The following is a 26,146-nucleotide window of genomic DNA, read 5'->3' as shown; positions in this document are numbered from 1 at the left end:
TCGGAACGGACGCACAATTTCGCGACTTGACGCGTCCTTACGCTAGTTTACGCTAGCGCTGGAACAATCATGGAGATCAAGGGTGGCCGACGCCGACGCTTTCACGCTGAATTTGCGCGTCGCCTGCGCGACGCGGCGGTCGATTTCGCAGGTCTGCCGCGAAATCGGCCTCAACCGCCAGCAGTTCAATCGCTACATCAGCGGCGAGGCGCGGCCGTCGGCACACAATACCGCCCGGATCGCCGCCTTCTTCGGGCTCTCGCCGCAGGACTTCGAGCTCGCCCCCGGCCTGTTCGAGGCACGACTGAAACGGCCGGACCGCGATCGATCCGAAGCGGCTTTGCTGCTGGAAGGATTTCCGGGCGACCTGGCGGCTTTGCGTCGGCACGTCGGCTACTACCAGACCTACCATATCTCGCCCTCGTGGCCAGGGCTGGTGGTCTGTTCCTGCGCCAGGCTCTACGAGGACAGCGGCAGCATCCGGGTGAAGTCGATCGAGCGGATCCGCGACGTCGACAGGGAGATCTGGCAGTTTTCGAAATATGTCGGGCTCGCCACCTTCTGGCGCAACCGCATCTTCATCGCCGAGCGCAGCGTCGGCCGCCAGCCGATGCTGTCGCAGACGATCCTGCTGCCGTTCGAGGTTCACCAGCGCGTCTATCTGCGCGGCACGACCATGGGCGTCTCCTGGCGCAAGGAAAACCTGCCTTATGCCTCGCGCATGATCTGGCGCCACATCGGCCAGCAGCCGGAACTGCGCCAGATGCTGGCGCGCTGCGGGGTGGTTTCGTTCGCCTCCCGGCAATTGCCTTCGACGGTGCGGGCCTTCCTCGATACGCCCGGCGCGGAGGTGCTGACGGTGCCGGCGGATTACTGAGGGCTTCAGCCCGCCAGAAAAGTGCCGAGGCTTTTCAGGTCGACGTTGCCGCCGCTAAGGACGATGCCGACACGCTTGCCGCGGCAGGGGATGCTACCGCTCAGGACAGCCGCGGCGGCAAGACAGCCGGTCGGCTCGACGACGATCTTCATGCGCTCGGCGAAGAAGCGCATCGTCTCGACCAGTTGCGCATCGGAAACGGTAACGATGCCGTCGACCTTGTCCCGCAGGATCGGGAAATTGTGGTGGCCAATGTGGGTGGTAAGCGCGCCGTCGGCAATCGATGTCGGCACGGGGATGTGCACCACCTCGCCGCGTTCGAGTGATTGCTGGCCGTCGTTGCCGGCTTCCGGTTCCACGCCGTAGACGGCGCAACCCGGCAAAAGCGCCTTGGCCGCAAGCGCCGAGCCACCGAGAAGTCCGCCCCCGCCGAGCGGCACCACCAGCATGTCGAGCGGGCCGGCGTCCTCGATCAGTTCGAGCGCCGCCGTGCCCTGTCCGGCGATCACGTCCGGATGATCGTAAGGGGGGATCAGGGCGGCGCCGCGTTCGCGGGCGATCCTGTCGCTGATCGCCTGGCGATCCTCGGTGTAACGGTCGTAGAGGACGATCTCGGCGCCGTAGCCTTTGGTCGCCGCCAGCTTCATGGCCGGTGCGTCCTGCGGCATGACGATCGTCGCCGGAACGCCCTGCATTTGCGCGGCGAGCGCGATCGCCTGGGCATGGTTGCCGGAAGAAAAGGCCACGACCCCGTTCCGGCGCTGCTCGGCGGGGAGGGCGGCTATGGCGTTGTAGGCGCCGCGAAACTTGAAGGCGCCGACGCGCTGCAGCGTTTCCGCCTTGAAGTATACCGTCGCGCCGGCGCTGGTATCGGCGGTCCGCGACGTCAGGACCGGGGTGCGGTGTGCGACGCCCTCGATCCTTGCCCGCGCAGTGAGCACGTCGTCGAAGGACGGAATGTGAAGGGAACGTCCCTGGCCGCTGCTGCCGTCGTTCATCGGATCCTCCGCGTCGTCACAGTTCGGGCGCGTACCGGGGCGCAAACGTCCCGGTACGTCATGATCGGAAGGGAGATCAGATCGCGGGAAACTCAGTTCCCCGCGCTCTCCATCCGCCGCGTCTTCAGCACTTTCTCCAGCCAGCCGATCTCCATTTCCGGAACCGACTTCAGCAGCAGGTCGGTATAGTCGTCGAAGGGCGGCGACAGCACCTTCGACTTCGGCCCGAAGCGGACGAGGCGGCCGCGGTGCATCACGGCGACCGAATCGGCGATCGCCAGCCCGATCGCAATGTCGTGGGTGATGAACATGTAGGAGACCTGCGTGTCCTCCTGCAGCTTCAGGAGCAGCTTCAGGATACCTTCGGCCACCAGCGGGTCGAGCGCCGACGTCGGCTCGTCGCAGAGGATCAGTTCGGGTTTCGCCGCAAGCGCGCGGGCGATCGCCACGCGCTGCTTCTGCCCGCCGGAAAGCTCGGCCGGGTAGCGGTCGAGGAAGCGTTCGCCCATCTCGATCTGGTCGAGCAGTTCCTTGACGCGCTCGGTCTTCTCCCTGCCGTGCGTGCCGAAATAGAAGGACAGCGGCCGGCCGACGATGTCGCGCACCGTCTGGCGCGGGTTCATCGCCGTATCTGCCATCTGATAGATCATCTGGATGCGGCGCAACTCGTCGCGCGAGCGCCCCTTCAGCGCCGGCGGCAGGGTTTTCCCGCCGAAGCTGACGCTGCCCTGCATCGGTGGCAACAGGCCGGTGACGACGCGGGCAAGCGTCGACTTGCCCGAGCCGCTTTCGCCGACGACCGCGAGCGTCTGGCCCTTGGGCAGGTGCAGCGAGATGTCGTGCAGCACCTTGAAGCCGCCATAGCCGGCGGTGACGTTGTCGATCTTCAGGAGCGTGTCGGACTGGTCGGGGGCCTCGTCGCGGCGGCTTCCGCGCACGTTGACGAGGGCCCGCGTGTAGTCCTGGGTCGGCGCCTCGATGATCTGCCGGACCGAGCCGTACTCGACCATCTTGCCGTGCCGGAGCACGAGGATGTCGTCGGTGATTTGGGCGACGACGGCAAGATCGTGGGTGATGTAGATCGCCGCAGTGTTTGTTTCCTCGATCGCGTGCTTGATCGCGGCCAGCACGTCGATCTGCGTCGTCACGTCGAGCGCGGTCGTCGGTTCGTCGAAGACGATCAGTTCCGGATTGGGGCAGAGCGCCATCGCTGTCATGGCGCGCTGCAGCTGGCCGCCGGAGACCTGGTGCGGATAACGCTCACCGAAGGTCTCGGGATTGGGCAGGCCGAGCACGCGGAAGAGATAAATCGCCCGCTTCTCCGCCTCAGCGCGGCTCATGATGCCGTGCTTCAGGGTCGCCTCGATCACCTGGTCGCCGAGGCGATGCGCAGGATTGAAGGCGGCCGCCGCGGACTGGGCGACGTAGCAGACCTTGGCGCCCCGCACCTGGCGGATGCCGGACGGGCTGAGCTTCAGGAGGTCCTGGCCGTTCAGCTTCACCTCGCCGCCGGTGATGCGCACGCCGCCGCGGCCATAGGCGAGCGCCGTCAGGCCGATCGTCGACTTGCCGGCGCCGGACTCGCCGATCAGGCCGATCACCTTGCCCTTCTGCACGTCGAAGGAGACCCCTTCGACGAGTGTCACGGTCTTCGGCGGTTCGCCGGGCGGATAGCTGGTGGCCTCGATCTTGAGATCGCGGACGGAGAGAAGGTCAGGCATCGCCGCGTCCTCCCTTGAGGCTGGAGGTTCGCTTCATCAGCCAGTCGACGACGAGGTTGACGCAGATGGTGAGGATGGCGATCGCGGCACCCGGGACCAGCGCTGCGGAAATGCCGAAGATGATGCCGTCCTTGTTGTCCTTGACCATGCCGCCCCAGTCGGCTGCCGGCGGCTGGATGCCGAGGCCGAGGAAGGAGAGGGTGGAGAGGAACAGGATCGAGAAGGCGAAGCGCAGGCCGAATTCGGCCAGGAGCGGCGACAGCGTGTTTGGCAGGATCTCACGGAAGATGATCCAGCCGGTGCCCTCGCCGCGCAGCCGTGCCGCCTCGACGAATTCCATGACAGCGACGTCGAGCGCCACGGCGCGGCCGATGCGGTAGACACGGGTGGAATCGAGCACCGCCATCACCAGGATCAGGATCCACAGCTGCTGCGGCAGCACGGCAAGCACCACCAGCGCGAAGATCAGCGTCGGGATCGCCATCATCAGGTCGTTGAAGCGCGAGAAGGTCTGGTCGACCAGCCCGCCGGTGACGGCGGCCGTAAAGCTCAACAGCATGCCGAGCGAGAAGGACAGCACCGTTGCCGCAAGCGCCACGAAGATCGTCGTGCGCGCACCGAAGATCAGCCGCGAAAGTAGGTCGCGGCCGAGGTTGTCGGTGCCGAGCAAAAATTGGCCGCCCATCGGCTGCCAGATGTCGCCGACGATCTCGCTTTCCCCGTGCGGGGCAAGCCAGGGGGCGAAGATTGCACAGACCAGAGCGAGGGCGATGCCTGCCATGCCGACCCATGCGCTGACGGGAATGGAGCGGAGCCTCATCGCGGATGCCTCAGTCTGGGATTGGCGATGATGGCGAGGATGTCGGCCATCATGTTCAGGAAGATGTAGAAGGCGGCAAAGATCAGGCCGCAGGCCTGCACCACCGGCATGTCGCGCACCGTCACGGCATCAACCATGTACTGGCCCATGCCCGGATAGACGAACACCACCTCGACGACGACCACCCCGACGACGAGGTAGGCGAGGTTCAGCGCGATGACGTTGATCACCGGCGCCACCGCATTCGGCGCGGCATGTCGGGCGATGATCGTCAGCCCGCTCAGCCCCTTCAGTTCCGCCGTCTCGACATAGGCCGACGACATGACGTTGAGGATCGCGGCGCGGGTCATCCGCATCATGTGGGCGAGGACGACCAGCACCAGCGTCGCCGTGGGCAGCGCGATCGCCGACAGCCGCTCGCCCAGCGTCATCGTGTCGTAGACGGTCGCCGGGAAGGTGGCCACGCCCATCTGCACGGCGAAGAACAGGATGAGGAGATAACCGACGAAGAACTCCGGCAGGGAGATGGCGGCCAGCGAGATCACGTTGATGATCTTGTCCGGCATGCGGTCCCTGAACTGCACCGCCAGCATCCCTAGGATGACCGCAAGCGGAATGGAAATGATGGCCGCGAAGAAGGCGAGGAACAGCGAGTTGCCGAGCCGCTTGCCGATCTGTTCGCTGACCGACTGCCGCGAGGCCCAGGATGTGCCGAAATCGCCCTGCAGGGCGCCGCCCAGCCAGTGGACGTAGCGCGTTGTCGCCGGCTGGTCGAGGCCGAGGTCCTTGCGGATGTTGGCAACCGCCTGCGGGGTTGCGGACTGGCCCAGATAGGTGGTGGCGAAGTCGCCGGGCAGTGCCTCGACGCCGCCGAAGATGAGCAGCGATACGGCGAAAAGAAGCGCAATGCTGAGAGCGAGCCGCTGCAGAATGAGCGCCGCCAGCGGGCTGCGCCTGTTGAAACGTCCCCAGGGTGAAAGGGTGCCCCGGTCATTGGGTATGCTGGTATGCAAAGTCGTCTTTCCTGTGGGCGAGTCCGGCCCGGCGACGCCGTCGGACTGCGGGCTTTCACCCGCAGCCGCCGCCGTCGCCAGGTCCGGACCCGGCGTTGTTTGGCCCCCCGCCGTCACGCTTCGAGCCAGACGCGGGTTGCGACATAGCCGTTCGACATGTCGTTGCCGATGTCGTGGACGTAGCCCTTCACCTGCTTGGTGGCGGCGTTCACGAAGTCGTTGAACATCGGCAGGATCAGGCCACCTTCGTCACGCACCATCATTGCCATGGTGCGATACATTTCCCTGCGCTTGGCCTCGTCGAGTTCCGAGCGGGCCTCGAGCAGGAGCTTGTCGAAGTCGGGCCGGAGGAAGCGGGTGTCGTTCCAGTCGGCCGTCGACAGATAGGCGGTGGAGTACATCTGGTCCTGGGTCGGACGGCCGCCCCAGTAGGAGGTCGAGAACGGCTGGACGTTCCAGACGTTGGACCAGTAGCCGTCGCCCGGTTCGCGCTTGACGTCGATCTGGATGCCCGCCTTCTTGGCGCTTTCCTGGTAGAGCACCGCTGCGTCCACCGCGCCCGGGAAGGCGACGTCGGAGGTGCGCAGCAGCACCGGACCGCTGTGGCCGGACTTCTTGTAGTGGAAGGCGGCCTTGTCGGGGTCGTAGACGCGCTGCTCGATGCCTTCGGGAAACAGCGCATAGGTCTCGTTGATCGGGAAGTCGTTGCCGACCTTGCCATAGCCGCCGAGAATCTTCTGCACCATCGTCTCGCGATCCATGGCGAGTTTCAGCGCCATGCGCAGGTCGTTGTTGTCGAACGGCGCGGTGTTGCAGTGCATGATGAAGACGTAATGGCCGCGGCCCGACGTGTTCAGGATTTCGACGTTCGGCGCCCGCTTCAGAAGGTCGACGGTCTTCGGGTCCACACGGTTGATATAGTGCACCTGGCCCGACGACAGCGCCGCAATGCGGGCGGTGGCGTCGTTCATGGCGATCAGCTCGATCGAATCCACGTAGCCGCGGTCCTGGCGCCAGTCGTTGGTGTTGCGTTCGAAGGTGGCGCGAACGCCCGGCTCGAAGCTCGTCACCTTGTAGGGGCCGGTGCCGATCATGGCGTTCGGGTCGTCGAGACCGCCGTTCGGCTGGATGACCAGGTGATAATCGGAGAGCAGCAACGGCATGTCGGCGTTGCCTTCCGTCAACACGAGCACCAGCTTGTCGCCGTCCGCCTTGATCTCCTTGATCGACTTCATCACGCCGAGCGCGCCGGATTCCGACTTTTCGTCGGTGTGGCGCTGCAGCGTCTTGACGACGTCGTCCACCGTCAATTCCTTGCCGTTGTGGAACGTGACCCCCTTGCGGATCTTGAAGGTCCAGGTGGCGGCGTCGGCGGACGGCTCCCAGGATTCGGCCAGTGCAGGAACGGGTGCGCCGGTGGTCGGATGGGATTCGACCAGCATGTCACCCCAGTTGCGGCCGGCGACGAAGGTGAATTGCGAGAGCGACTTACCCGGATCCTTCGAATCGGTAGCCGCTGCGCCCTCGAGGCCAAGCTTCAGGTGTCCGCCACGCTTGGGTTCCTGCGCCTTTGCTGCGGTATCGAACATCGTGCCGGCGGCGGCGAGCGTGATGCCGAACGCGGCGGCGCGCCCCATGAACTCGCGGCGGTTCATTTTGCCGAGCATCACCTGTTGTGCGAGATAATCCTTATAGTCCGTCATTTGCCTGTTCCCTCTGGCTTGGCCGACTTTGCGGCCTTCTTGTTGTGCTTTGGCAAAGCGTCTGCTGTCGCGCCGAACGAAAACCGCTTCGGGGATGCGATGGCGCCTTGGCCAGCGCCCGGTCAGTTAAATCGTGGTCTCCTTCCCTTCTGGCGCCGCAGTCGGCGCGCTCCCCTTTGACACTAAGATTACTGCATATGCCCGGAATGTAACGTCCTAAATTGCGTTTCCATCCAAAGGCCTGCTCGATAACGCCCACCCGCATGATGCCGTGCAGGGGCTATTAACGCTGGCGTGAGAAGCTGTCCTAGCGACCCCTCCGCACCGGATCGCGCTTCTCGGCGAAGGCGCGCGCACCCTCCAACTGGTCCTCGCTCGAATAAAGGATATCCACAGTCTTGAACTGGCGCCTGGTGATCTTGTTCATCGTCGTCTGGAAGGTCTCTCCCTCGGCCGCGCGCACCACCTCCTTGATGGCGGCGTAGACGAGCGGAGGCCCGCTTTCCAGGAGGCGGGCGAGTTCCCAGGCTCGCTCGAGCAGCTTGCTCGGCGGCAGGATCTCGTTAACGAAACCCCACCGGTGCGCCTCCTGCACATCGAGCCAGCGGCCGGTGAGCAGCATGTCCATCGCAATGTGATAGGGAATGCGCTTCGGCAGCTTGATCGATGCGGCGTCGGCGACGGTGCCGGAGCGGATCTCGGGCAGCGCGAAGGTGGCGTGCTCGGCGGCCAGAATCAAATCTGTGGAAAGCGCAATTTCCAAACCGCCGCCACAACAGATGCCGTTCACGGCGGCGATGATCGGCTTGTTCAGGTCGCGCAGTTCCTGCATGCCGCCGAAGCCGCCGACGCCGTAGTCACCGTCGACCGCGTCGCCGGCTGCGGCCGCCTTCAGGTCCCAGCCGGGGCAGAAGAATTTCTCCCCCGCACCCGTGACGATCGCCACCCGCAGGGTGTCGTCGTCGCGAAAGTCGCGGAAGATCTCGCCCATCAGCCGGCTGGTCGCCAGGTCGATGGCGTTCGCCTTCGGGCGGTCGATGGTGACTTCCAATATGCCGCCTTCGCGACGCTTGCGGATCGGTCCGGTCATGGGCTCACTTCCTCAGACGGATCAGGGCATCGGCTGCGACGACACCGTCGCCGCGCCGAAGCACCATGATAGGATTGATATCGAGTTCATCGACGATTGCAGCGTTTGAAACGACATAGGATGCCGCCGAAGCGACGGCGGCGACCAGCGCATCGACGTCTCCGGCCGGTCCGCCGCGGTAGCCGGAAAGCAACTTGGCGACCTTGAGGCCGGAGATTGCCCGGCGGATCGCATCCTCGTCGGTCGGCAAGGTGAGGAGGGCGGAATCCTCCAAGAGCTCCACCAGGATGCCGCCGGCGCCGATGGTCAGCACGGGGCCGGCGACGGGGTCGCGCATGGCGCCGACGATGAGTTCGGCGACCGGCTTGCCAACCATTTTCTCGACGAGATAGCCGGAAGCGACGCCTGCCATGGCCTTGGCCGCGTCGAGCACGGCCTCGCGGGACGGCAGGTTCAGCTTCACCGCGCCGGCCTCCGTCTTGTGGGCGACGCCGAGCCCCTTCAGCACGACCGGGAAGCCGAGCGCTTCAGCGGCATCTGGCGCTTGCTCCGCGGTTTCGACGGCGCGGCCTTGCGGAACGGGCAGGCCATGTGCGGCAAGCGCCAGCTTGGCCTCATGCTCGGTGAGCGTGATGGCCTCTCCGTCGGCGGCGGTGACCTTGAGCAGCGGAGCGGGCAGGGGCTTTGCCCAGATCGCGCCGATCGCCGCCGCGGTTTCTGCCGCGGCCAGCGCTTCCTCGATGCCCATGAATGGAACGACGCCGTTCTTCATCAGCATCAGCGCGGTTTCTTCCGGCATGTTCTCGCCCATGCTCGCGACGATGCCTGCCACAGCGCCGGTGGCCTTCGAGGCGTCGATGACGGCGTGGCAGGTCGTCACCCAGTCGGCCGCGTCGCAACGATCCTGGCGGGGGAAGTCGAGCACCACCAGGTTCAACGCGTAGCCGCCCTGCATCATCGCGGTGAAGGCGGTGGTCTGCTTCTCGCGGTTGCCCCAGACGAAGGTGTGGTAGTCGAGCGGGTTGGAGATCGTCACCATCTGCCCGAGCGCTTCGCGAAGCGGCTGGCGCTGTTCTTCGCGCAGGTCACGGTAGACGGTCTTCCGCTTGACGCCGGCATCCGCCATCAGCGAGGCCTCGCCGCCGGAGCAGCTCATCGAGGAGATCTCGAAGCTTGCGAGCGGGCCGTGCAGGTGCAGCAGCTTCAGCGTCTCCAGAAGTTCCGGCAGCGTTTCGACGCGGCCGATGCCGAGGCGGGCGAGCAGGGCGGAGGAGACGGCGTCATTGCCTGCCAGCGAGGCGGTGTGCGAGACCGTGGCGAGCTGTGCCTGCTCGGACTTGCCGACCTTGAGGGTCACCACCGGCTTCTTCAGTTCGCGGGCGCGGCGGCCGAGCCGCTCGAGCGATTCGATGCTGTCGAATCCCTCGATGTGCAGGCCGACCGCGGTGACGCGCGGGTCCTCGAGGACGGCGCAGGCGAGGTCGCAAAGCCCGGTCTGGGCCTGGTTGCCGGCCGTCATGATGTAGGCGAGCGGCAGGCCGCGCATCTGCATGGAGACGTTGCAGGCGATGTTCGAGGATTGGGTGAGGACGGCCACGCCCCTTTCGACGCGCACCATGCCGTGCTGATCGGGCCACAGCAGGGCGCCGTCCAGCATGTTGATGAAGCCATAGCAGTTCGGCCCGAGGATCGGCATGTCGCCGGCAGCGGCGACCAGCGCCTTTTGCAGGTCGTCACCGTCCGCCAGCTCGGTCACCGCCTCACGGAAGCCGGAGGCATAGCAGACGGCGCCGCCGGCGCCGCGGGCGGAAAGATCGCGGATGATCTCGATGGTGAGCTGGCGGTTGACGCCGACGAAGGATGCGTCGGGCGCGCCGGGCAGGTCTGCGACGGAACGGTAGCACTTCCGGCCGCGGATTTCGTCCTTGGTCGGGTGCACCGGCCAGATTTCGCCGGTGAACCCCATCTTGTCGCACTGTTCGACGACGCGCCCCGCCTCCTTGCCGCCGAATACGGCGATGGAGCGGGGGCGGATAAGGCGGTCAAGGGAACGTGTCATGTCAGCACTTACGCTCCCAGCGGCCGCAGCAACTCGCGGCTGATGATGTGCCGCTGGATTTCCGAGGTGCCGTCCCAGATGCGTTCGACGCGCGCATCGCGCCAGAACCGGGCGAGCGGCAGGTCGTCCATCAGGCCCATGCCGCCATAGATCTGGATCGCCTCGTCGGTGACACGGGCGAGCATCTCGGTGGCGTAGACCTTCGCCGAGGCGATCTCGCGGTTGGCCGGCAGGCCCTGGTCGAGGCGCCAGGCGGCCGACAGCGTCAGCAGGTCGGCAGCGTCGATCTCGGTGATCATGTCGGCGAGCTTGAAGGAGACCCCCTGGTTGGCGCCGATCGGCTTGCCGAACTGCTTTCGCTCGGCCGCATAGTTCAGAGCGTAGTCGAAGGCGCGGCGTGCCCGGCCGACGGAGGTGGCCGCAACCGTAAGGCGGGTCGCATAGAGCCAGTCGTTGGCGACATCGAAGCCGCGGTGGACTTCGCCGAGGATCTGCGACGACGGCAGGCGGCAGTCGTCGAAGGTGAGAATGCAGTTCTTGTAGCCGCGGTGCGAGACGGAATTGTAGCCGTCGCGGATCTCGAAGCCCGGCGTACCGCGGTCGACGAGGAAGCAGGTGATCTTCTTCTTCGGCCCCCGCGGCGTCTCCTCCTCGCCGGTGGCGATGAAGACGATGACGAAATCGGCGATGTTGGCGTGAGAGATGAAGTGCTTCGTGCCGTTGACGATCCAGTCGTCGCCGTCCTGGCGGGCAAAACATTTCATGCCGCGCACGTCGGAACCGGCGTCCGGCTCGGTCATAGCGAGCGCGTCGAACTTGTCGCCGCGCACTGCGGGAAGCAGGTATTTTTCGCGCTGTTCGGCGTTGCAGCCCATCAGGATGCCGGACGGGCGACCGAAGAACACCGTCAACGCCATCGAGCCACGGCCGAGCTCGCGCTCGACCAGGGTGAAGGAGGTGTGGTCGAGCCCGGCGCCGCCGACTTCTTCGGGGAAGTTGCAGCCGAAGAAGCCGATTTCCTTGCATTTGCGGGCGATTTCCTGGCCCAGTTCCGGCGGCACGAAACCGGTGCGCTCCACCTCGTTCTCATGCGGATAGATCTCGGTCTCGACGAACGTGCGGACCGTGTCGACGATCATCTGCTGTTCGTCGGTCAGTGCGAAATTCATGCTGTCCTCCCTCGTGTTTTTGTCGGACAGGATGCCCTGTCCTCATCCGCCTGCCGGCGCCTCTGCCCTCGAAGAGGGCGAAGGCATTGCGGCAACGCTCGTTCTCCCATGAAGCGCTTGCGGTAGTGTCTTTCTTCTCTCGCCGCTTACGACGAGAGGGGCGCGGCGGGACGAAAGCCCGCTACGCCTCGACCCCGGTCGGCCCTTCGGTCAACCTCCCCGCAAGGGGAGGCCAACCGTCAGCGCTTCTGCCCCACATGCCGCCCGGCGCCTTCGGGCACCGGCAGCCCTGCATGGGCCTTGGTCAGCGCGGCCACCTTGTCGAGCACCTTGCCGGGCGCCGGCACGGCCTTGCCGGCCTTCGAGTCGACGTGAAGCATCATCTGTTCGGCGGTGGCGACCGGCTCGTTGGTCTCGGCGTTGTAGATCGTCGAGAAGAACTGCAGGCGCTTTTCGTCGGAAGACAGGATCTGGCAGGTGGTGTAGAGCGCGTCGCCGAGCTTGGCCTCGCCGAGGTGGCGGATATGGGTCTCGACGGTATAGTAGCTGTGGCCGTCGCGCACGTAATCCATGTCGACGCCGATCAGGCGCAACACGCCGTCGGAGGTGTCGCCGAAGACCTGCAGGTAGCGGTGCTCGGTCATGTGGCCGTTATAGTCGACCCAGGCGGCGCTGACCTTGGTGTCGAGAACGCGCAGCGGCTTGAGCGCGTCGAGGTCGGCTTCCGGCTTTTTGGCATTGGCCCAGAGATGCTCTTCGAATTCGGCGAGCAGCTTGCCCGCACCCCAGCCGCGGCCGTCGTCGCCGGCTTTCAGCGCGTGCATGATGCCGACGAGGTTCTGGTCGCGGATGCGCTCCAGCTCGCGGATGCCGCGGGCGCCGGACTGGGCGTCGGACTGGTTGGCGATCTTGTCGACCAGTTCGTCGGTGAGATCGACGACGTCCGTCAGCTTCGTCCACGGCCAGGACAGGCAGGGGCCGAACTGGGCGATGAAGTGGCGCATGCCGGCCTCGCCGCCGGCGATGCGGTAGGTCTCGAACATGCCCATCTGCGCCCAGCGCATGCCGAACGAGTAGCGGATCACGTCGTCGAGCGTCTCGGTGTCGCAGATGTCGTCCTTGATCAGCCAAAGGCCCTCGCGCCAGACCGCTTCGAGCAGGCGGTCGCCGACGAAGGCCTCGATCTCCTTGTTGATGATCACGCCCTTCATGCCGATCGGCGCGAGCTTCGCCTTGGCGTCCTCGAGCACGGCGCGGTCGGTCTTTTGGCCGCCGACGAGTTCGGCGAGCGGCAAGAGGTAGACGGGGTTGTAGGGGTGGGCGACGAACAGGCGCTCGGGATGCTTCATGTCGCGCTGCAGGTCGGTCGGCATCAGCCCGGAGGTCGATGAACCGATCAGCGCCTTGGGGTCGGCGGCCGCGTCGATCTGGGTGAGGACGCCGCGCTTCAGCTCGAGCCGCTCCGGCACGCTTTCCTGAATCCAGTCAGCGCCTTGCACGGCTTCCTCGATGCCTTTCACGAAGGTCAGTTTCCCCTTCGGCGGCAGCGGCGCCATGGTCAGCATGCCGTAGGCGCGCTCGGCGTTCGCCATCACCTCGCCGATGATGCGCTCCGCCTCGGGGTGCGGGTCAAAGATGTTGACGTCGATGCCGGCCAGCGCGAACCGCGCCGCCCAGGCTCCGCCGATGACGCCGCCGCCGATGCAGGCTGCCTTGTTGATCTTGCTCATGTGGTCGTTCCCGTCGTGTCTGTTGTTCCTGGGGCGCCCCCTCATCCGGCCCTGCGGGCCACCTTCTCCCCGTGGGGGAGACGAGGGAGTTCGCCGTAGCGGCTGCCTTCGTTTCCGACCGCTTGCGCGGATGCTATGCGGCAGGACGGTCGTTGCGGGCACCACCTTCTCCCCACCGGGGAGAAGGTGGCCCGCAGGGCCGGATGAGGGGGGCCTTCGCCGCCCTTGCCTGCCCTCAGCGCTTCGTCAGCTTCAGCTTCTCGCGGACCTCGGCCGGCCCGATGACCCGGGCGCCCATGTTCTCGATGACGCTCACGGCCTTCTCCACCAGCTGGCCGTTGGTCGCGAACTGGCCCTTGCCGATGTAGAGGTTGTCCTCCAGCCCGACGCGGACATTGCCGCCGGCGAGCACGGCGGCGGCCGGATAGGCCAGCGCGTTGCGGCCGATCGAGAAGGCCGAGAACGTCCAGTTTGACGGCACGTTGTTGACCATCGCCATGTAGGTGTTGAGGTCGTCAGGGGCGCCCCACGGAATGCCCATGCAGAGCTGGATCAGCACCGGGTCCTCGATCAGGCCTTCCTCGACGAGCTGCTTGGCGAACCACAGGTGGCCGGTGTCGAAGGCCTCGATCTCGGGCCGGACGCCGAGGTCGGTCATCTGCTTGGCCATGGCGCGCAGCATCGACGGCGTGTTGGTCATCACGTAGTCGCCGAGCGAGAAGTTCATCGTGCCGCAGTCGAGCGTGCAGATTTCCGGCAGGCATTCGGCGACGTGGGAGACGCGCTCGGTGGCGCCGGCCATGTCGGTGCCCTTTTCCTTCAGCGGCAGCGGCTTTTCGACGTCGCCGAAGATCATGTCGCCGCCCATGCCGGCGGTCAGGTTCAGCACGATGTCCACTTCGGCCTGGCGGATGCGGTCGGTGACTTCCTTGTAGAGGTCGTTGCGGCGGCTCGGCGCGCCGGTTTCAGGGTCGCGGACGTGGCAATGCACGATGGCTGCACCGGCCTTGGCGGCTTCGACGGCGGCCTCGGCGATCTGCTTCGGCGTGATCGGCACGTGCTTGGATTTTCCCACCGTGTCGCCGGAGCCGGTGACGGCGCAGGTGATGAAGACGTCGCGATTCATGGCAAGGGGCATTTCATTCCTCCGAATTTTCTGTGTCCATTACGGAGCAAGGAACCTGCGTCTGCTTTCCATTATCGGTGGCATCCTTTACGATTTGCGAAATCCGAGGGGAGTTGTCGACAATGCTCGATCCGTCGTCCGAGACGCTGGACCTGGACATCCTGGTTCTGCCGGAAACCAACCTGATCCTGGTGGCCTCCGTCATCGAGCCGCTGCGCGCCGCCAACCGCATCTCCGGTCGGGACCTGTACCGCTGGCGGCTGTTTTCGCCCGACGGCGCGGCGATCGAGACGAGAAGCCGCATTCCCGTTCCGGTCGACGGTCCGTTCCGGCCGGCGCAGGAGACGGTGCCGCTGTTCATCCTGTCGAGCTACCAGTGGCAGGCGAGCGCGACGCCGAGCCTGCGCATGAAGCTGTCTCGGACCGCCCGCTACCGGACGATGATGGCGGGCATCGAATCGGGCAGCTGGTTCCTGGCCGAGGCAAGCCTGCTCGACGGCCATTCGGTGACGATCCACTGGGAGGACATGGACGATTTCGCCGCCGCCTATCCGCAGGTCACCGTGCTCAGGGAGCGCTTTGTCATCGACGGCAAGCGAATCACCACCGGTGGCTCGCTTCCGACGCTCGACCTGATGCTGGAGATCATCCGCCGGCGGCAGGGCTATTCGCTGGCGCTGGAGGTGTCGCGGCTGTTCATCTACGAGCACGAGCGCACCGGCGGGCTGCTGCAGGTGCCGGCGCTCGGCAACATGCGCATCGCCGACCAGCGGGTCAGCCACGCGGTGCGGCTGATGGAGGAGACGGTGGAGGCGCCGGTCACGCTGGAGCGGGTGGCCCGCCGCGTCGGCATCAGCGCCCGCCACCTGCAGGAACTGTTCCGCGACACGATGGGGGTGACGCCGTACCAGCACTATCTGGCGCTGAGGCTCAATGCGGCGCGGCGCAAGGTGATCGAGACGAAGCTTGAATTCGCCGACATCGCCGCGGCGACCGGCTTCAACTCCTCGGCCGCCTTCTCCCGCAGCTACAGGGCGCATTACCATGAAAGCCCGACCGAGACGCGGCGGCGGGTGCGAACCGGCGGAAAGGGGTGATGCTCGAGGCCGCGTATGACCCGGCGCGCCGCGAGAACAGGCAGCCCCTGGCTGATTCGCTGCGATCGCAGTTCTCGACAAAGGGCGGCCGCGCAGGCAAGCTCTGATCACGGCTTCAAACTGGAACAGCGGCGGCTGGGCGTCTGATCGGTCGGGAAGGCGGTGAACGACGATGCGTCACCAAACCAGGCTTCGGTCCGCGCTGGCCCTGCTCGTGGTCGTGCTCGCCGCCTATCTGCTCGTCAGCTATCTCTTCCTGCCGGAATACTGGATCTTTCGCGAGGCGCCGCGCGCCGGCAGCCTGAGCAGCATGGTCACCACCACGACCGACGACATTCCCGGCGATCCGATCAATGTCGGGCTGGTCGGCACGGAAGAGGAGGTGATCCGCGCCTTCTCCGCGGCCGGCTGGGACCCGGCGGACCCAATCACGCTGCGTTCGTCGATCGACATCGGCCTCAGCGTCGTGCTTGACCGGCCCGATCTCGACGCGCCGGTCAGCACGCTGCTCTTCGAGGGACGCAAGCAGGATCTCGCCTTCGAGAAGCCGGTCGGAAGAAGCGCCGACGAGCGCAACCATGTCCGGTTCTGGCAGACCGAACGGTCCGGAGCCGACGGCCGGCCGCTCTGGCTGGGGTCGGCGAGCTTCGACCGGGGCGTGGGGCTCAGCCACGACACCGGGCAGATCACCCACCATATCGGTGCCGATATCGATGCCGAGCGCGACCTTGTCATCGCAGACCTGCGCACCGTCGGCTGGATTTCCTCCACCTACGAGATCTCCGGCATCGGGGCGACCCAGGACGGCCGCAACGGCGGAGGCGATCGCTATTTCACCGACGGCAAGGCGCTTGTCGGCGTGCTGGTCGAGCCGAAGACGAAGTAGCGGGGTGGTCGGAAGACGGCTGACGGTCGCCGGCGTGCGGCAGCCGGTTCAAGGTCATTTCTTCGCCTGCGGATGGATCGTCTCGCTGCGCGCCAGCATCGCCACCAGGGTTTCGATCTTCCGCTTCCGCCCGGCCTCGGTCTTCATGTTGTGGACCCGGAAGGCCAGCGCGAAACGGTTTTGAGCGTTGAGCTTTGCGAGCATCGCTTTCGCCTTTGGCTCGGCGTCGATCGCGGCCTGCAGGTCGTCGGGGATCCTCATGCCCTTGCCGCTGGCATAGGCGCGATCCCAGCGGCCGTCGGCCCTGGCGTTCTCCACCTGCTTCAGCCCGTGCTCGGTCATACGACCCTCCGCGATCAGACGGGCGACGTTGTCGACGTTGATCTTGCTCCAGGTGCTCTTGCTGCCGCGCGGCGAATAGCGCTGCAGATAACTCTTCTCGTCGTATGCCTTGCGGATGCCGTCGATCCAGCCCCAGCACAGCACGACGTCTATGGCCTCGGCCGGGATGATCGATTTCAGCCCTGACCCGACCTTGTGCATCCTGATCCAGACCTCGTCCTGTTTGTCATGGTGCGCGCCAAGCCAGGCGTAGAAACCCGCCGCGTCCTCGAATTCGTGAACCTTGTCGGGATCAACCTTGATCGGCGCCATAGATCACTCGTCTCTCGGATACATCGTATACCGTCTTCTCGGCAGGCAGGGGCGACTGCGTGCATTCAATCGGAAACTTCCGGCTGCACAAGGAGGTAAATGCAGTTCGACGAAAGAACCTGGGAACCTTTCCGCAGTGTCCGCATCCAATGCGTGCCCAAGCAGGAGAAGGGCACGTTCGAACGTGGATCCAAGGAGACTGTCATGCTGAAACGACTTCTTGCCGCGACCATTCTGGCCGCAGCCTTCGGCGGCGCTGCGGTTGCGACCGACGCCAAGCCGACCGATCCGCAGATCGCCCACATTGCCTATACGGCCGGTACGATCGACATCGAAGCCGCCCAGCAGGCGCTGAAGAAGAGCAAGAACCCCGACGTGATCGAATTCGCAAAGACGATGGAGCGCGACCACAAGGCCGTCAACGACCAGGCGCTGGCGCTCGTCAAGAAGCTGGGGGTCAAGCCGGAAGACAATCCCATAAGCAAGTCGCTTAACGCCAATGCCGCCAAGGAGCGCAAGACGCTTGCCTCGCTCAAGGGGGCCGCCTTCGACAAGGCCTATGTCGCCAATGAGGTGGCCTACCACAAGACGGTCAACGGTGCGCTTTCCGACACACTGATCCCTTCGGCGCAGAACGCGGAGTTGAAATCGCTGCTCGAAAGCGGCTTGACGCTGTTCCAGCAACACCAGGCGCATGCCGAGCACCTGGCCACCATGGTCAAATAAGATGGCGGCCTCCTTCCTGAGAAGCGGGCTGGCGGCAGGCGCGATCGTCGCGCTTGTTGCGGTCTGCGCGTCGGCGGCGGCAGCCGCCGAGGTGCAGATCACCATCGCCAAGATGAAATTCAGCCCGGCGTCGACGCAAGCGAAGGTCGGGGACGTGGTGGTCTGGAAGAACGATGATATATTCCGGCACAGCGCCACCGCGCGCGACAAGAGCTTCGACGTCGACCTGCCGCCGAACAGCGAAAAGCGCATGACGATCACGCAAGCCGGATCGGTCGACTATTATTGCCGCTTCCATCCGGCGATGGTCGGCAAGCTGGAGATCGCGCCATGACGAACGGCCGGGGAAGCTCGGGGAGGCATCCATGATCGGCTCGCCGGTTCGCGGCGTCCAGCGGCGCACGGAAGTCGCGCTTCTCGGGGACGCAGAACTGGTCGAACTCGCTCGCCACGGCAACGAGGCGGCGATCCGGGCGATCATCCAGCGCCACAACCGGCGCCTGTTCCGGGTGGCGCGGGCAATCATCCGCAACGACGGGGAGGCCGAGGACGTCGTCCAGTCGACCTATGTGCGGGCCTTCACCAGCCTTGCCGCGTTCCGCGGCGAGGCGCAGTTTTCCACCTGGCTGACGCGGATTGCCGTCAACGAGACGCTGGGCCGCGTCCGCCGCCGGCGAAAGACCACGGGACTCGAGGAACTCGACATGCAGCGCGGCAGGTCGGATGGAGGCGAGGTCGTACAGTTCCCGACGACTGCGTCGGTCGCCGATCCGGAGGCCGAACTGTCGCGCCGCCAGGCCAGCATCCTGCTGGAGAACGCCGTCGACGCGCTGCCCGATGAATTTCGGGTCGTGTTCGTGCTGCGCGAGGTCGAAGGGATGAGCACGCGGGATACTGCGCTTCATCTCGACATACGGCCGGAAACCGTGAAGACCCGGCTGCACCGCGCCCGCAAGCTGATGCGTGCGGCAATCGAGAAACAGCTGATGGGGTCGCTTTCCGCGCTGTTTCCGTTCGACGGCGCCCGCTGCGTCTCGATGGCGGACCGGGTGGTCGCGGCGCTCAATATGGACGGTGAGGGGCTGTCCCCATAGCTGCGAGCAGCGCGCTTCTCATTCGCGCATCCGCCCGCGCAGAAAAGGGCTGCCCAGATGACGCGTTGTCTGGCACAATCGGACCGTGGGGAGGATTGCCCGCGGAGCCGACGGCCCCGCCGGATCTACCCGGTTCGTATTCCAGTTGAATGACGCCTGATCCTGCCCCGTCCGCAGCGATTTCGGCTGTCGGCAAGCAACAACAGCTTGTCTCCCGAAAGTGGCAGCCGGTTTCGGACGAAAGACTTGCGCGAAAACACATCGCTATAGCGCAAGCGTATCCTTGGCGAGCAAACACGAACCAGGAGCACTTCACATGGTTACGTGGAAACCCGATCCCAGCTTCTATCCGTCACCGCGCATGGCCATGAAGGCCGAGCCCGAAACCCTTGCCTATGTCGCCGCCTTCGATCCGACCGCCAGCGTTCCCGACGAACTGGCGGTGGTTGACGTCGATCCGAAGTCGGAAAGCTACGGCCGGATCGTCCATTCCGTGGCAATGCCGCAAAGGGGAGACGAACTGCACCATTTCGGCTGGAACGCCTGTTCGTCCTGCCTTTGCCCCAATGCGCCGCATCCCCATATGGAGCGCCGCTACCTGGTCGTGCCGGGGCTCAGATCCTCCCGCATCCACATCATCGATACCAAACCGGATGCGCGGCACCCGACGATCACCAAGGTCATCGAACCGGGCGAGGTCGCCGAGCGCGCCGGCTATACGCGACCCCATACCATCCATTGCGGCCCGGAAGGCATCTATGTAGCTGCCCTCGGCAATGCCGAAGGCAAGGCGCCCGGCGGCATCTTCCTGATGGATGCCGAAACGTTCGATGTGCGTGGCCAATGGGAGATGGACCGCGGGCCGCAGCAGCTTTCCTATGACGTCTGGTGGCATCTCGGCCACGACACGATGGTGACGAGCGAATGGGGCACACCCGACACCTTCGAAAACGGCCTCGTGCCCGATATCCTGCTCGGGGCGAAATACGGCCGCCGCCTGCATTTCTGGGACCTCAACAAACGCAAGCATCTGCAGACGATCGATCTCGGCGACAAGTACCAGCTCGTCTTCGAGCTCCGGCCCGCCCACGATCCGACCAAGGCCTACGGTTTCGTCAACGCCGTCGTCTGCCTCGAAGACCTGTCCTCGTCGATCTGGGTCTGGCACCGCGACGGCGACAAGTGGGCCGTGACGAAGGTGATCGATATTCCGGGCGAGCCCGCGGAGGAAGACCAGTTGCCGCCGATGCTGAAGGGCTTCAAGGCGGTGCCGCCGCTGGTGACCGACATCGACCTGTCGATGGACGACCGGTTCCTCTACGTCTCCTGCTGGGGAACCGGCGATCTCCTCCAGTTCGACGTCTCCGACCCGTTCAAGCCGAAGCAGACCGGCAAGGTGCGGATCGGCGGCATCGTCTCCCGTGCCTCGCATCCGGGAGCAAAGAACGGGGCGCTGAACGGCGGGCCGCAGATGGTGGAGATCAGCCGCGACGGCCGGCGCGTCTATTTCACCAACTCCCTCTACGGCGCGATCGACGAGCAGTTCTATCCGGAGGGGCTTTCCGGCTGGATGGTGAAGCTGGACGCCGAACCCGACGGCGGGATCGCATTCGACGAGCGGTTCTTCGTGGAGTGGCCGAAATTGCATCGGCCGCACCAGGTTCGACTGCAGGGCGGCGATTGCTCGTCGGATTCCTACTGCTATCCTTGAATGGGGTGGCCTTGGAGGCCTGTGGATGACCGTGAGCGAACTCTGGCCGTGGCTGCTTCTGGCAGGGCTGGGCGCCTTCCATGGCCTCAACCCGGCCATGGGCTGGCTGTTCGCGGTGGCGCTCGGGGTGCACCGGCAGAGCGCTTCGGCGGTCGTCCGGGCGGTACCGGCGATCGCGATCGGACACGCTGCGTCGATTGCGCTCGTCGCGGGCGCGTTGGTCGCTGCCGGCCTGCTGGTGGATTCGCACAGCGTGCGGATGGCAACGGGGGCAGGGCTCGTCGCATGGGCGGCGTGGCATTTCCTTTATGGTCACCGGCATCGGGTCCGCGTCGGCATGCGGACGGGACTTGTCGGGCTGGCCCTCTGGTCGTTCCTGATGGCGACCGCGCACGGTGCGGGGCTGATGATCGTCCCCGCGCTGATGCCCCTGTGCACGACGGAGGGGGCATTGCCCGGCATGGCGGCCGGCCGTTCGGCCGTCATGACCCTTGCGGCGGTGGGCGTCCACACCGTTGCGATGCTGGCGGCCACGTCCATCGCGGCGCTGGCGGTCTACCGCTGGGTTGGCCTGGGTATATTGCGCAGCGCCTGGATCAACGTCGATCTTCTCTGGACGCTGGTCCTTCTGGCGACGGGCGTGCTCCTGCTGGTTCTGTAAGAGCGACTCGCGTCGGAGACTGGATGAGCGCGACGCGAGGGGCTTTGACAAGTCGTTTCAATCGCTTGTCGAAACGCGCTGCCAAAACGAACTCGGCCGTTCATGTCATGCGCGAACGTTGGCGGCGACGTCTCCGACGTGCACCGGGCAGAACGTGCGCGGAGGCACCGTCGCCGCGCACGTCCTCTTCGTTTCAGGGTGACTGTCTCAGGATTCCAGAAGCGCCGCCCTGGCGCGTGCGTCGATGATCTGCGCGGCCGCATGCGCGGCCTCCTTGCCCTTGATCACGAAGTGATCGCGGAAGAAGGCGATATGGGCTTCGCTTTCCTGGAAATTGTGCGGGGTGAGCACGGCGGAAAGGACCGGGACGTCGGTGTCGAGGCCGACCCGCACCAGGCCGTCGACGACGGCGCCGGCGACGAAGTCGTGGCGGTAGATGCCGCCGTCGACGACGAGCGCGACGCCGAGGATCGCCGCATAGCGGCCGGTGCGGGCAAGGGTCTTGGCGTGCAGCGGGATCTCGAGTGCGCCCGGCACGTCGATGATCTCGACCTCGTCGGCGCGGCCGCCGAGCGCGGCCCATTCGGCCACAAAGCTGTCGACGCAGCGATCGACGATGCCGGCGTGCCAGCGGGCGCGGATGACGGCGATCTTGGCCGAGGGATGGGTGGAAACGTTCATGTCTTGGCCTTTCAAGGGTTGAGCCATTTTTCAATGATCCCCTTGGGCGAACACGCAGGCGGATGCAGAGACCCCACTGGGATGTCCGCCTGCTTGCTCTCTTTCATCCGGACTATTGACCGTCGGCTCCGGCATCGCACCGGATCTGCTGACCCTTCGACTGTCGTCGAAGGCGCTCGCGGGCTCCGGGATCACTCCCGATACCGCCGGTGGGGAATTCCGCCCCGCCCTGAGAACGGAGCGACACTAGCGCGGCGCGGCGCGGCGATCAAATGCGCATGCGACGAAGTTCACACGAGATGCGACGAAAATGTTCAACGTTTCAGCGGATCGGGGACGGCGTGCTGTCTGCCTCAATCCCGGATGACCAGCAGGTCGGTTGCGGTGAAGCGCAGGGTCACGGTATCGCCGGCGGCGGGCGGCACGAGGCCGGGGTTGTTGAACATGTCGAAGGAGATGACGCTCGGGCCGACCCGCATGCGGGTGCGCACCACGGAGCCCAGGAAGTTGCTTGAGATCACCTCGCCGGTCAGGGCCGTGTCGCCCTTGGCGCCCTCGGCGATCGAGCCGGCCTCAGGGCGCAGGGCCAGCGAGATCGTGTCGCCAGGTTTGACCGGGCCGACCGGCTCGCGGAGCGTCACGCCCTGGTCGCCGATCGAGACGCGGTTCGCGGCCGGGTCGATCACCTTCGCCTCGATCAGGTTCAGCGTGCCGACGAAGGAGGCGACGAAGCGGGTGGCGGGGCGGTTGTAGATTTCCGCCGGCGTGCCGATCTGGTCGGCGCAGCCGGCGTTCATCACCACGATCCGGTCGGAGATCGACAGCGCCTCCTCCTGGTCGTGCGTGACGAAGACGGTGGTGATGCCGAGCTGCTGCTGGATCATGCGGATTTCCTCGCGCAGCGACACGCGGATCTTGGCGTCGAGCGCCGACAGCGGCTCGTCGAGGAGCAGAACCTGCGGCTTCGGCGCCAGCGCGCGGGCGAGCGCCACGCGCTGCTGCTGGCCGCCGGAAAGCTGGTAGGGAAAGCGGTCCGCAAGGTGCTCCAGCTTGATCAGACCGAGCATCTCCTTGACGCGCGACGCGATCTCCTGCTGCGGCCGGCCGGCGACCTTGAGTCCGAAGGCGACGTTGTCGAAGACGTTCATGTTCGGAAACAGCGCATAGGCCTGGAAAACCATGCCGATGTTGCGCTGGTTCGGCTTCAGGCCGGCCTGGTTCTTGCCGGCGACGGTGATCGTGCCGCCGCTCGGCGTCTCGAAGCCGGCGATCATCCTGAGCACCGTCGTCTTGCCGCAGCCGGAGGGCCCTAGGAAGGAGACGAACTCGCCCTTCTCGATGTCCATGTTGAAGTCGTTGACGACCTGCACCGGCCCGAAGGACTTCTGGAGATGGCTGAGCGAAAGAAACGTCATGCGGATTAAGTCCTCAGGCCTTCACGGGCGCGGTTTTGTGGAAGCGGGAAACGAGTTGCAGCAGGCCCATGCTGAGCCAGGTGATCGCAAACGCGATGATCGCCAGCGCCGAAGGCTCATAGGCCTTGTTGGCGCCGACCAGCTGCAGGTAGGGACCGAAAGCGGGCCGGTTCAGCAGCGACGCCATCGTGAACTCGCCCATGACGATCGCAAAGGTGATGAAGGCGCCGGACAGCACCCCGCTCATCACGTTCGGGAAGATGCAGCGGAACAGGATCGTCGGCCACTTGGCGCCGAGGCTCTCGGCCGCCTCCGTCAGCGTGGCGACGTCGATCATCCGCATGGCGGTGTCGACGGCTCGATACATGTAGGGAAGCGACAGCGTCATGTAGGAGAATACCAGCAGCATGTTGGTGCCGGTGGTCGAGTTGGTCAGCGGCAGGAACGAGGAGGAGTTGTAGAGCCGCAGGTAGCCGAAGACGATGACGATCGCCGGAATCACCAGCGGCAGGAGCGTGATGAACTCGACCACCGGGCGCAGTTGCGGCAGGCGCAGGCGCACCCAGTAGGCGGTCGGCACCACCAGCAGCATGCCGAAGACGATGGTGAACAGCGCCATCAGCATGGAGAAGCCGAAGGTGGCGCGGAATTGCATGTCGGTGAAGACCGAGCGGTAGGCGTCGAAGGAATACTCGCCGCGGCGCATGCGCAGCGAGAACTCGAACGTGCCGATCAGCGGCACGATGAAGTAGATGGCGCCGATGGCGATCGCGAGCCAGGCGAGGAGGCGGGTCGTCTTCATTTCTGCCACCGTTCGGCGCGCGAGCGCAGCCAGATATAGAGAACGTTGGACAGCCCGGTGATCACGATCATGCCGAGCGCCAGCGCATAGCCGAGATTGGGGTTGTGCAGCACGTCGCCGCGGATCTGCGCAAAGAGCAGGATCGGCACGATGTTCAGCGACGAGCCGGTCAGCGCGTAGGCGGTGGCGACGGCGCCGAAGGCGTTGGCGAAGAGCAGCAGGGTCGTGCCGAGTAGGCTCGGCCACAGGATCGGCAGCGCGATCATCCGCCAGTACTGCCAGGTGGAGGCGCCGAGGATTTCCGAGGCCTCGCGCCACTCCCGCTTCATGCCGTCGAGCGCCGGCGTCAGGATCAGCACCATCAGCGGGATCTGGAAGAACATGTAGGTGATCGTCAGGCCGAGGAACGACAGCAGGTTGAAGCCGGTCGAATAGAGATTGAAACCGATCAGGTCGCGGAGCAGCACCGTGACGAGGCCGGTCCGGCCAAGGGTGGCGATGAACGCGAAGGCGAGCGGGACACCGGCGAAATTGGAGGCGACGCCCGAAAAGGTGAGGAGGCCGGAGCGGAAGACGCGCGGCAGGCCCCCCATGACGATCGCCCAGGCGAGGAAGAAGCCGATCACCGCGCCGCCGAGCGACGAGGCGAGCGAAACCTTGATGCTGATCCAGTAGGCGGCGAGGATGCTCGGCGAGAACAGGTCGGCAATGTTCTTGAACGTGAAAGTGCCGTCCGGCGTCAGGAAAGCGCCGGTCACCAGATAGAGCGTCGGCAGGATCAGGAACAGCAGCGCAAACAGCATGAACGGCGCGATGCCGAGCCAATCTACGACGGTGCGACGGTCTATCAACGCGGTACGTTTCATGAGTCTGCGATCGGTCCGACAAAAAGTGAGAAGATACGAACTTAGACAGAAATGCGGCGGGCGCAATCCGCCTCCGCGCCCTGCCGAAAAAAAGGCCCTCCCGCGCAGGCGGGAGGGCCGGCAGTGTTGCCGCTTTACTGCACGTTGGCGCCGACGACGCTGTCCCACTTGCCGCTGATCACGGCCTTGCCGGCGGCCTGCTCGTCGAGCGTCGGGAAGACGGCCTTTTCATAGGCTGCTGCCGGCGGCAGCTTGTCGAGCATCTCCTGCGGAACCTTGCCGTTCTTGACCAGGTCGTTGAAGCGGATCGGGTGGCAGTAGCCCTTCAGGTAGCCAAGCTGGCCTTCGTCCGAATAGAGGTACTCCATCCACAGCTTGGCGGCGTTCGGATGCGGCGCGAAGGCCGAGATCGCCTGCACGTAGACGCCGGCGACGACGCCCGATTCGGGAACGACGACCTCGAGCGGCGGGTTGCCGGCGAGGGTGTCGCGCCAGGCGAGGCCGTTGTAGTCCCAGGCGATCACGATCGGGGTCGAGCCCTGGGCGAGCGAGGCGGACTTGCCGATGACCGGAACAAAGTTGCCGGCCTTGTTGATTTCGGCAAAATGGGCGAGGCCCGCTTCGCCGGCCTTGGCGGCGTCGGTCTCGCCCTTGGCGAGGCCGGCGGCGTAGGCGGCCTGGACGGCCTGGTTCGAGGTGCGCGGGTCACCGGCGAGTGCCACGGAGTTCGCGTAGTCGGACTTGGTCAGGTCGGCCCAGTCCTTTGGCAGTTCCTTGACGATGTCGGTGTTCACCACGAAGGAGAGAACGCCGTAGTAGTCGCCGTACCAGTAGCCTTCGGCGTCCTTGGCGCTGTCGGGGATCGTATCCCAGGTCGCGACCTTGTAGGGCTGGATCAGGCCTTCGGCCTTGGAGGACGGGCCGAAGGACAGGCCGACGTCGATTACGTCCGGAGCCTGGTCGCCGGTGTTGCCCTTGTTGGCCTTGATCGCCTCGATCTCGTCGCCCGAGCCGGCATCCGGGTTCAGTTCGTTTACGGTGATCTCCGGATACTTGGCCTTGAAGCCGGCGATAACGTCGCCGTAGCCGCACCAGCTGTGCGGCAGGGCGATGGTCGTCAGCTTGCCTTCCTTCTTGGCGGCTTCAACCAGCTCGGCGCTGGGTTCGGCGGCGGCCGCAACCGCGGTCGTTGCCATCAGGATGGCGGTGGAGAGTCTGAGCAGGCGGCTGGTGTGTGACATCACGGT

24 protein-coding genes and 1 riboswitch are annotated in these 26,146 nt (G+C 65.4%); of the genes, 8 read left to right on the top strand and 16 right to left on the bottom strand.

Annotated elements, in window-relative coordinates:
* Positions 1 to 82 precede the first annotated feature (82 nt).
* Positions 83 to 877, top strand: a complete 795-nt coding sequence (locus tag C7449_RS18620; RefSeq protein WP_108004400.1) for a helix-turn-helix domain-containing protein — start codon at positions 83 to 85, stop codon at positions 875 to 877.
* Positions 878 to 882: 5 nt separating this feature from the next.
* Here the strand turns inward: C7449_RS18620 and C7449_RS18615 are convergent, their stop codons facing one another.
* From C7449_RS18615 to C7449_RS18565, 10 genes are all read right to left on the bottom strand, one after another.
* The gene (locus C7449_RS18615) at positions 883 to 1,875 is read right to left on the bottom strand and encodes a threo-3-hydroxy-L-aspartate ammonia-lyase (protein WP_108004399.1); all 993 of its coding nucleotides are present in this window, start codon (positions 1,873 to 1,875) and stop codon (positions 883 to 885) included.
* A gap of 92 nt (positions 1,876 to 1,967) precedes the next feature.
* Positions 1,968 to 3,596: an ABC transporter ATP-binding protein gene (locus C7449_RS18610; protein WP_108004398.1), complete on the bottom strand. Its 1,629-nt coding sequence runs from the start codon at positions 3,594 to 3,596 to the stop codon at positions 1,968 to 1,970.
* Positions 3,589 to 4,416 (bottom strand): ABC transporter permease, encoded by an 828-nt coding sequence (locus C7449_RS18605; protein WP_108004397.1) that lies wholly within the window; start codon positions 4,414 to 4,416, stop codon positions 3,589 to 3,591. The genes C7449_RS18610 and C7449_RS18605 overlap by 8 nt, the downstream gene beginning before the upstream one ends.
* Complete coding sequence (locus C7449_RS18600) at positions 4,413 to 5,429, bottom strand: ABC transporter permease (protein WP_374828212.1); 1,017 nt, start codon at positions 5,427 to 5,429, stop codon at positions 4,413 to 4,415. The genes C7449_RS18605 and C7449_RS18600 overlap by 4 nt, the downstream gene beginning before the upstream one ends.
* Positions 5,430 to 5,542: 113 nt before the next feature.
* Positions 5,543 to 7,132 (bottom strand): ABC transporter substrate-binding protein, encoded by a 1,590-nt coding sequence (locus C7449_RS18595; protein ID WP_108004396.1) that lies wholly within the window; start codon positions 7,130 to 7,132, stop codon positions 5,543 to 5,545.
* Positions 7,133 to 7,439: 307 nt separating this feature from the next.
* Positions 7,440 to 8,222 (bottom strand): carnitinyl-CoA dehydratase, encoded by a 783-nt coding sequence (locus C7449_RS18590; protein WP_108004395.1) that lies wholly within the window; start codon positions 8,220 to 8,222, stop codon positions 7,440 to 7,442.
* Between the two features lie 4 nt (positions 8,223 to 8,226).
* Positions 8,227 to 10,281 carry an acetate--CoA ligase family protein gene (locus C7449_RS18585; protein ID WP_108004394.1) on the bottom strand — a complete coding sequence of 685 codons (2,055 nt, stop codon included), beginning with the start codon at positions 10,279 to 10,281 and terminating at the stop codon, positions 8,227 to 8,229.
* Between the two features lie 8 nt (positions 10,282 to 10,289).
* On the bottom strand, positions 10,290 to 11,450 hold the full coding sequence (locus C7449_RS18580; RefSeq protein WP_108004393.1) for an acyl-CoA dehydrogenase family protein: 1,161 nt from the start codon (positions 11,448 to 11,450) through the stop codon (positions 10,290 to 10,292).
* Between the two features lie 239 nt (positions 11,451 to 11,689).
* Positions 11,690 to 13,180: a carnitine 3-dehydrogenase gene (locus tag C7449_RS18575; RefSeq protein ID WP_108004392.1), complete on the bottom strand. Its 1,491-nt coding sequence runs from the start codon at positions 13,178 to 13,180 to the stop codon at positions 11,690 to 11,692.
* Between the two features lie 235 nt (positions 13,181 to 13,415).
* Positions 13,416 to 14,318, bottom strand: coding sequence for a BKACE family enzyme (locus C7449_RS18565; RefSeq protein WP_108004391.1), 903 nt, complete (start codon positions 14,316 to 14,318; stop codon positions 13,416 to 13,418).
* A gap of 110 nt (positions 14,319 to 14,428) precedes the next feature.
* Here C7449_RS18565 and C7449_RS18560 point away from each other — a divergent pair, with 110 nt between their 5' ends.
* Complete coding sequence (locus C7449_RS18560; protein WP_108004390.1) at positions 14,429 to 15,403, top strand: GlxA family transcriptional regulator; 975 nt, start codon at positions 14,429 to 14,431, stop codon at positions 15,401 to 15,403.
* 172 nt (positions 15,404 to 15,575) lie between these two features.
* Positions 15,576 to 16,289, top strand: a complete 714-nt coding sequence (locus C7449_RS18555) for an LssY C-terminal domain-containing protein (RefSeq protein ID WP_108004389.1) — start codon at positions 15,576 to 15,578, stop codon at positions 16,287 to 16,289.
* A 54-nt stretch (positions 16,290 to 16,343) separates the two neighbouring features.
* Here the strand turns inward: C7449_RS18555 and C7449_RS18550 are convergent, their stop codons facing one another.
* Positions 16,344 to 16,943 (bottom strand): YdeI/OmpD-associated family protein, encoded by a 600-nt coding sequence (locus tag C7449_RS18550; RefSeq protein ID WP_108004388.1) that lies wholly within the window; start codon positions 16,941 to 16,943, stop codon positions 16,344 to 16,346.
* 204 nt (positions 16,944 to 17,147) lie between these two features.
* Between C7449_RS18550 and C7449_RS18545 the strand changes: the two genes are divergently transcribed.
* The 5 genes from C7449_RS18545 (at position 17,148) to C7449_RS18525 (ending at position 21,135) form a co-directional block, all read left to right on the top strand.
* Positions 17,148 to 17,669 carry a DUF4142 domain-containing protein gene (locus C7449_RS18545; RefSeq protein WP_108004465.1) on the top strand — a complete coding sequence of 174 codons (522 nt, stop codon included), beginning with the start codon at positions 17,148 to 17,150 and terminating at the stop codon, positions 17,667 to 17,669.
* A 1-nt stretch (position 17,670) separates the two neighbouring features.
* Positions 17,671 to 18,003 (top strand): cupredoxin domain-containing protein, encoded by a 333-nt coding sequence (locus C7449_RS18540; protein ID WP_108004387.1) that lies wholly within the window; start codon positions 17,671 to 17,673, stop codon positions 18,001 to 18,003.
* Positions 18,004 to 18,034: 31 nt separating this feature from the next.
* A complete protein-coding gene (locus C7449_RS18535; protein ID WP_108004386.1) occupies positions 18,035 to 18,763 on the top strand; it encodes an RNA polymerase sigma factor in 729 nt (242 codons plus the stop codon).
* Between the two features lie 316 nt (positions 18,764 to 19,079).
* Positions 19,080 to 20,474, top strand: a complete 1,395-nt coding sequence (locus tag C7449_RS18530; protein WP_108004385.1) for a selenium-binding family protein — start codon at positions 19,080 to 19,082, stop codon at positions 20,472 to 20,474.
* Positions 20,475 to 20,505: 31 nt separating this feature from the next.
* Positions 20,506 to 21,135: a hypothetical protein gene (locus C7449_RS18525; RefSeq protein ID WP_108004464.1), complete on the top strand. Its 630-nt coding sequence runs from the start codon at positions 20,506 to 20,508 to the stop codon at positions 21,133 to 21,135.
* A 207-nt stretch (positions 21,136 to 21,342) separates the two neighbouring features.
* Here the strand turns inward: C7449_RS18525 and C7449_RS18520 are convergent, their stop codons facing one another.
* The 5 genes from C7449_RS18520 to C7449_RS18500 form a co-directional block, all read right to left on the bottom strand.
* On the bottom strand, positions 21,343 to 21,816 hold the full coding sequence (locus C7449_RS18520) for a 6,7-dimethyl-8-ribityllumazine synthase (protein WP_108004384.1): 474 nt from the start codon (positions 21,814 to 21,816) through the stop codon (positions 21,343 to 21,345).
* A 91-nt stretch (positions 21,817 to 21,907) separates the two neighbouring features.
* A riboswitch (FMN riboswitch) is annotated at positions 21,908 to 22,057 on the bottom strand.
* Between the two features lie 112 nt (positions 22,058 to 22,169).
* Entirely contained in the window at positions 22,170 to 23,231 is a 1,062-nt protein-coding gene (locus C7449_RS18515) for an ABC transporter ATP-binding protein (protein ID WP_108004383.1), read from the bottom strand.
* A 13-nt stretch (positions 23,232 to 23,244) separates the two neighbouring features.
* Complete coding sequence (locus C7449_RS18510; protein ID WP_108004382.1) at positions 23,245 to 24,033, bottom strand: ABC transporter permease; 789 nt, start codon at positions 24,031 to 24,033, stop codon at positions 23,245 to 23,247.
* Positions 24,030 to 24,899 (bottom strand): ABC transporter permease, encoded by an 870-nt coding sequence (locus tag C7449_RS18505; protein ID WP_108004381.1) that lies wholly within the window; start codon positions 24,897 to 24,899, stop codon positions 24,030 to 24,032. The genes C7449_RS18510 and C7449_RS18505 overlap by 4 nt, the downstream gene beginning before the upstream one ends.
* Positions 24,900 to 25,033: 134 nt before the next feature.
* Positions 25,034 to 26,143, bottom strand: coding sequence for an ABC transporter substrate-binding protein (locus C7449_RS18500; RefSeq protein ID WP_108004380.1), 1,110 nt, complete (start codon positions 26,141 to 26,143; stop codon positions 25,034 to 25,036).
* Positions 26,144 to 26,146: the final 3 nt, after the last annotated feature.

Source organism: Mycoplana dimorpha, from assembly GCF_003046475.1.
GTDB classification, from domain to species: Bacteria; Pseudomonadota; Alphaproteobacteria; order Rhizobiales; family Rhizobiaceae; genus Mycoplana; species Mycoplana dimorpha.
This window is presented reverse-complemented; position numbering and strand designations above follow the sequence as displayed.

Coding starts and splice junctions, on each gene's coding strand:
- C7449_RS18610 (WP_108004398.1), bottom strand. CDS start 3,596: ATGCCTGACCTTCTCTCCGTCCGCGATCTCAAGATCGAGGCCACCAGC.
- C7449_RS18555 (WP_108004389.1), top strand. CDS start 15,576: ATGCGTCACCAAACCAGGCTTCGGTCCGCGCTGGCCCTGCTCGTGGTC.
- C7449_RS18565 (WP_108004391.1), bottom strand. CDS start 14,318: ATGCCCCTTGCCATGAATCGCGACGTCTTCATCACCTGCGCCGTCACC.
- C7449_RS18545 (WP_108004465.1), top strand. CDS start 17,148: ATGCTGAAACGACTTCTTGCCGCGACCATTCTGGCCGCAGCCTTCGGC.
- C7449_RS18590 (WP_108004395.1), bottom strand. CDS start 8,222: ATGACCGGACCGATCCGCAAGCGTCGCGAAGGCGGCATATTGGAAGTC.
- C7449_RS18560 (WP_108004390.1), top strand. CDS start 14,429: ATGCTCGATCCGTCGTCCGAGACGCTGGACCTGGACATCCTGGTTCTG.
- C7449_RS18530 (WP_108004385.1), top strand. CDS start 19,080: ATGGTTACGTGGAAACCCGATCCCAGCTTCTATCCGTCACCGCGCATG.
- C7449_RS18540 (WP_108004387.1), top strand. CDS start 17,671: ATGGCGGCCTCCTTCCTGAGAAGCGGGCTGGCGGCAGGCGCGATCGTC.
- C7449_RS18510 (WP_108004382.1), bottom strand. CDS start 24,033: ATGAAGACGACCCGCCTCCTCGCCTGGCTCGCGATCGCCATCGGCGCC.
- C7449_RS18595 (WP_108004396.1), bottom strand. CDS start 7,132: ATGACGGACTATAAGGATTATCTCGCACAACAGGTGATGCTCGGCAAA.
- C7449_RS18520 (WP_108004384.1), bottom strand. CDS start 21,816: ATGAACGTTTCCACCCATCCCTCGGCCAAGATCGCCGTCATCCGCGCC.
- C7449_RS18585 (WP_108004394.1), bottom strand. CDS start 10,281: ATGACACGTTCCCTTGACCGCCTTATCCGCCCCCGCTCCATCGCCGTA.
- C7449_RS18515 (WP_108004383.1), bottom strand. CDS start 23,231: ATGACGTTTCTTTCGCTCAGCCATCTCCAGAAGTCCTTCGGGCCGGTG.
- C7449_RS18535 (WP_108004386.1), top strand. CDS start 18,035: ATGATCGGCTCGCCGGTTCGCGGCGTCCAGCGGCGCACGGAAGTCGCG.
- C7449_RS18615 (WP_108004399.1), bottom strand. CDS start 1,875: ATGAACGACGGCAGCAGCGGCCAGGGACGTTCCCTTCACATTCCGTCC.
- C7449_RS18580 (WP_108004393.1), bottom strand. CDS start 11,450: ATGAATTTCGCACTGACCGACGAACAGCAGATGATCGTCGACACGGTC.
- C7449_RS18575 (WP_108004392.1), bottom strand. CDS start 13,180: ATGAGCAAGATCAACAAGGCAGCCTGCATCGGCGGCGGCGTCATCGGC.
- C7449_RS18550 (WP_108004388.1), bottom strand. CDS start 16,943: ATGGCGCCGATCAAGGTTGATCCCGACAAGGTTCACGAATTCGAGGAC.
- C7449_RS18505 (WP_108004381.1), bottom strand. CDS start 24,899: ATGAAACGTACCGCGTTGATAGACCGTCGCACCGTCGTAGATTGGCTC.
- C7449_RS18605 (WP_108004397.1), bottom strand. CDS start 4,416: ATGAGGCTCCGCTCCATTCCCGTCAGCGCATGGGTCGGCATGGCAGGC.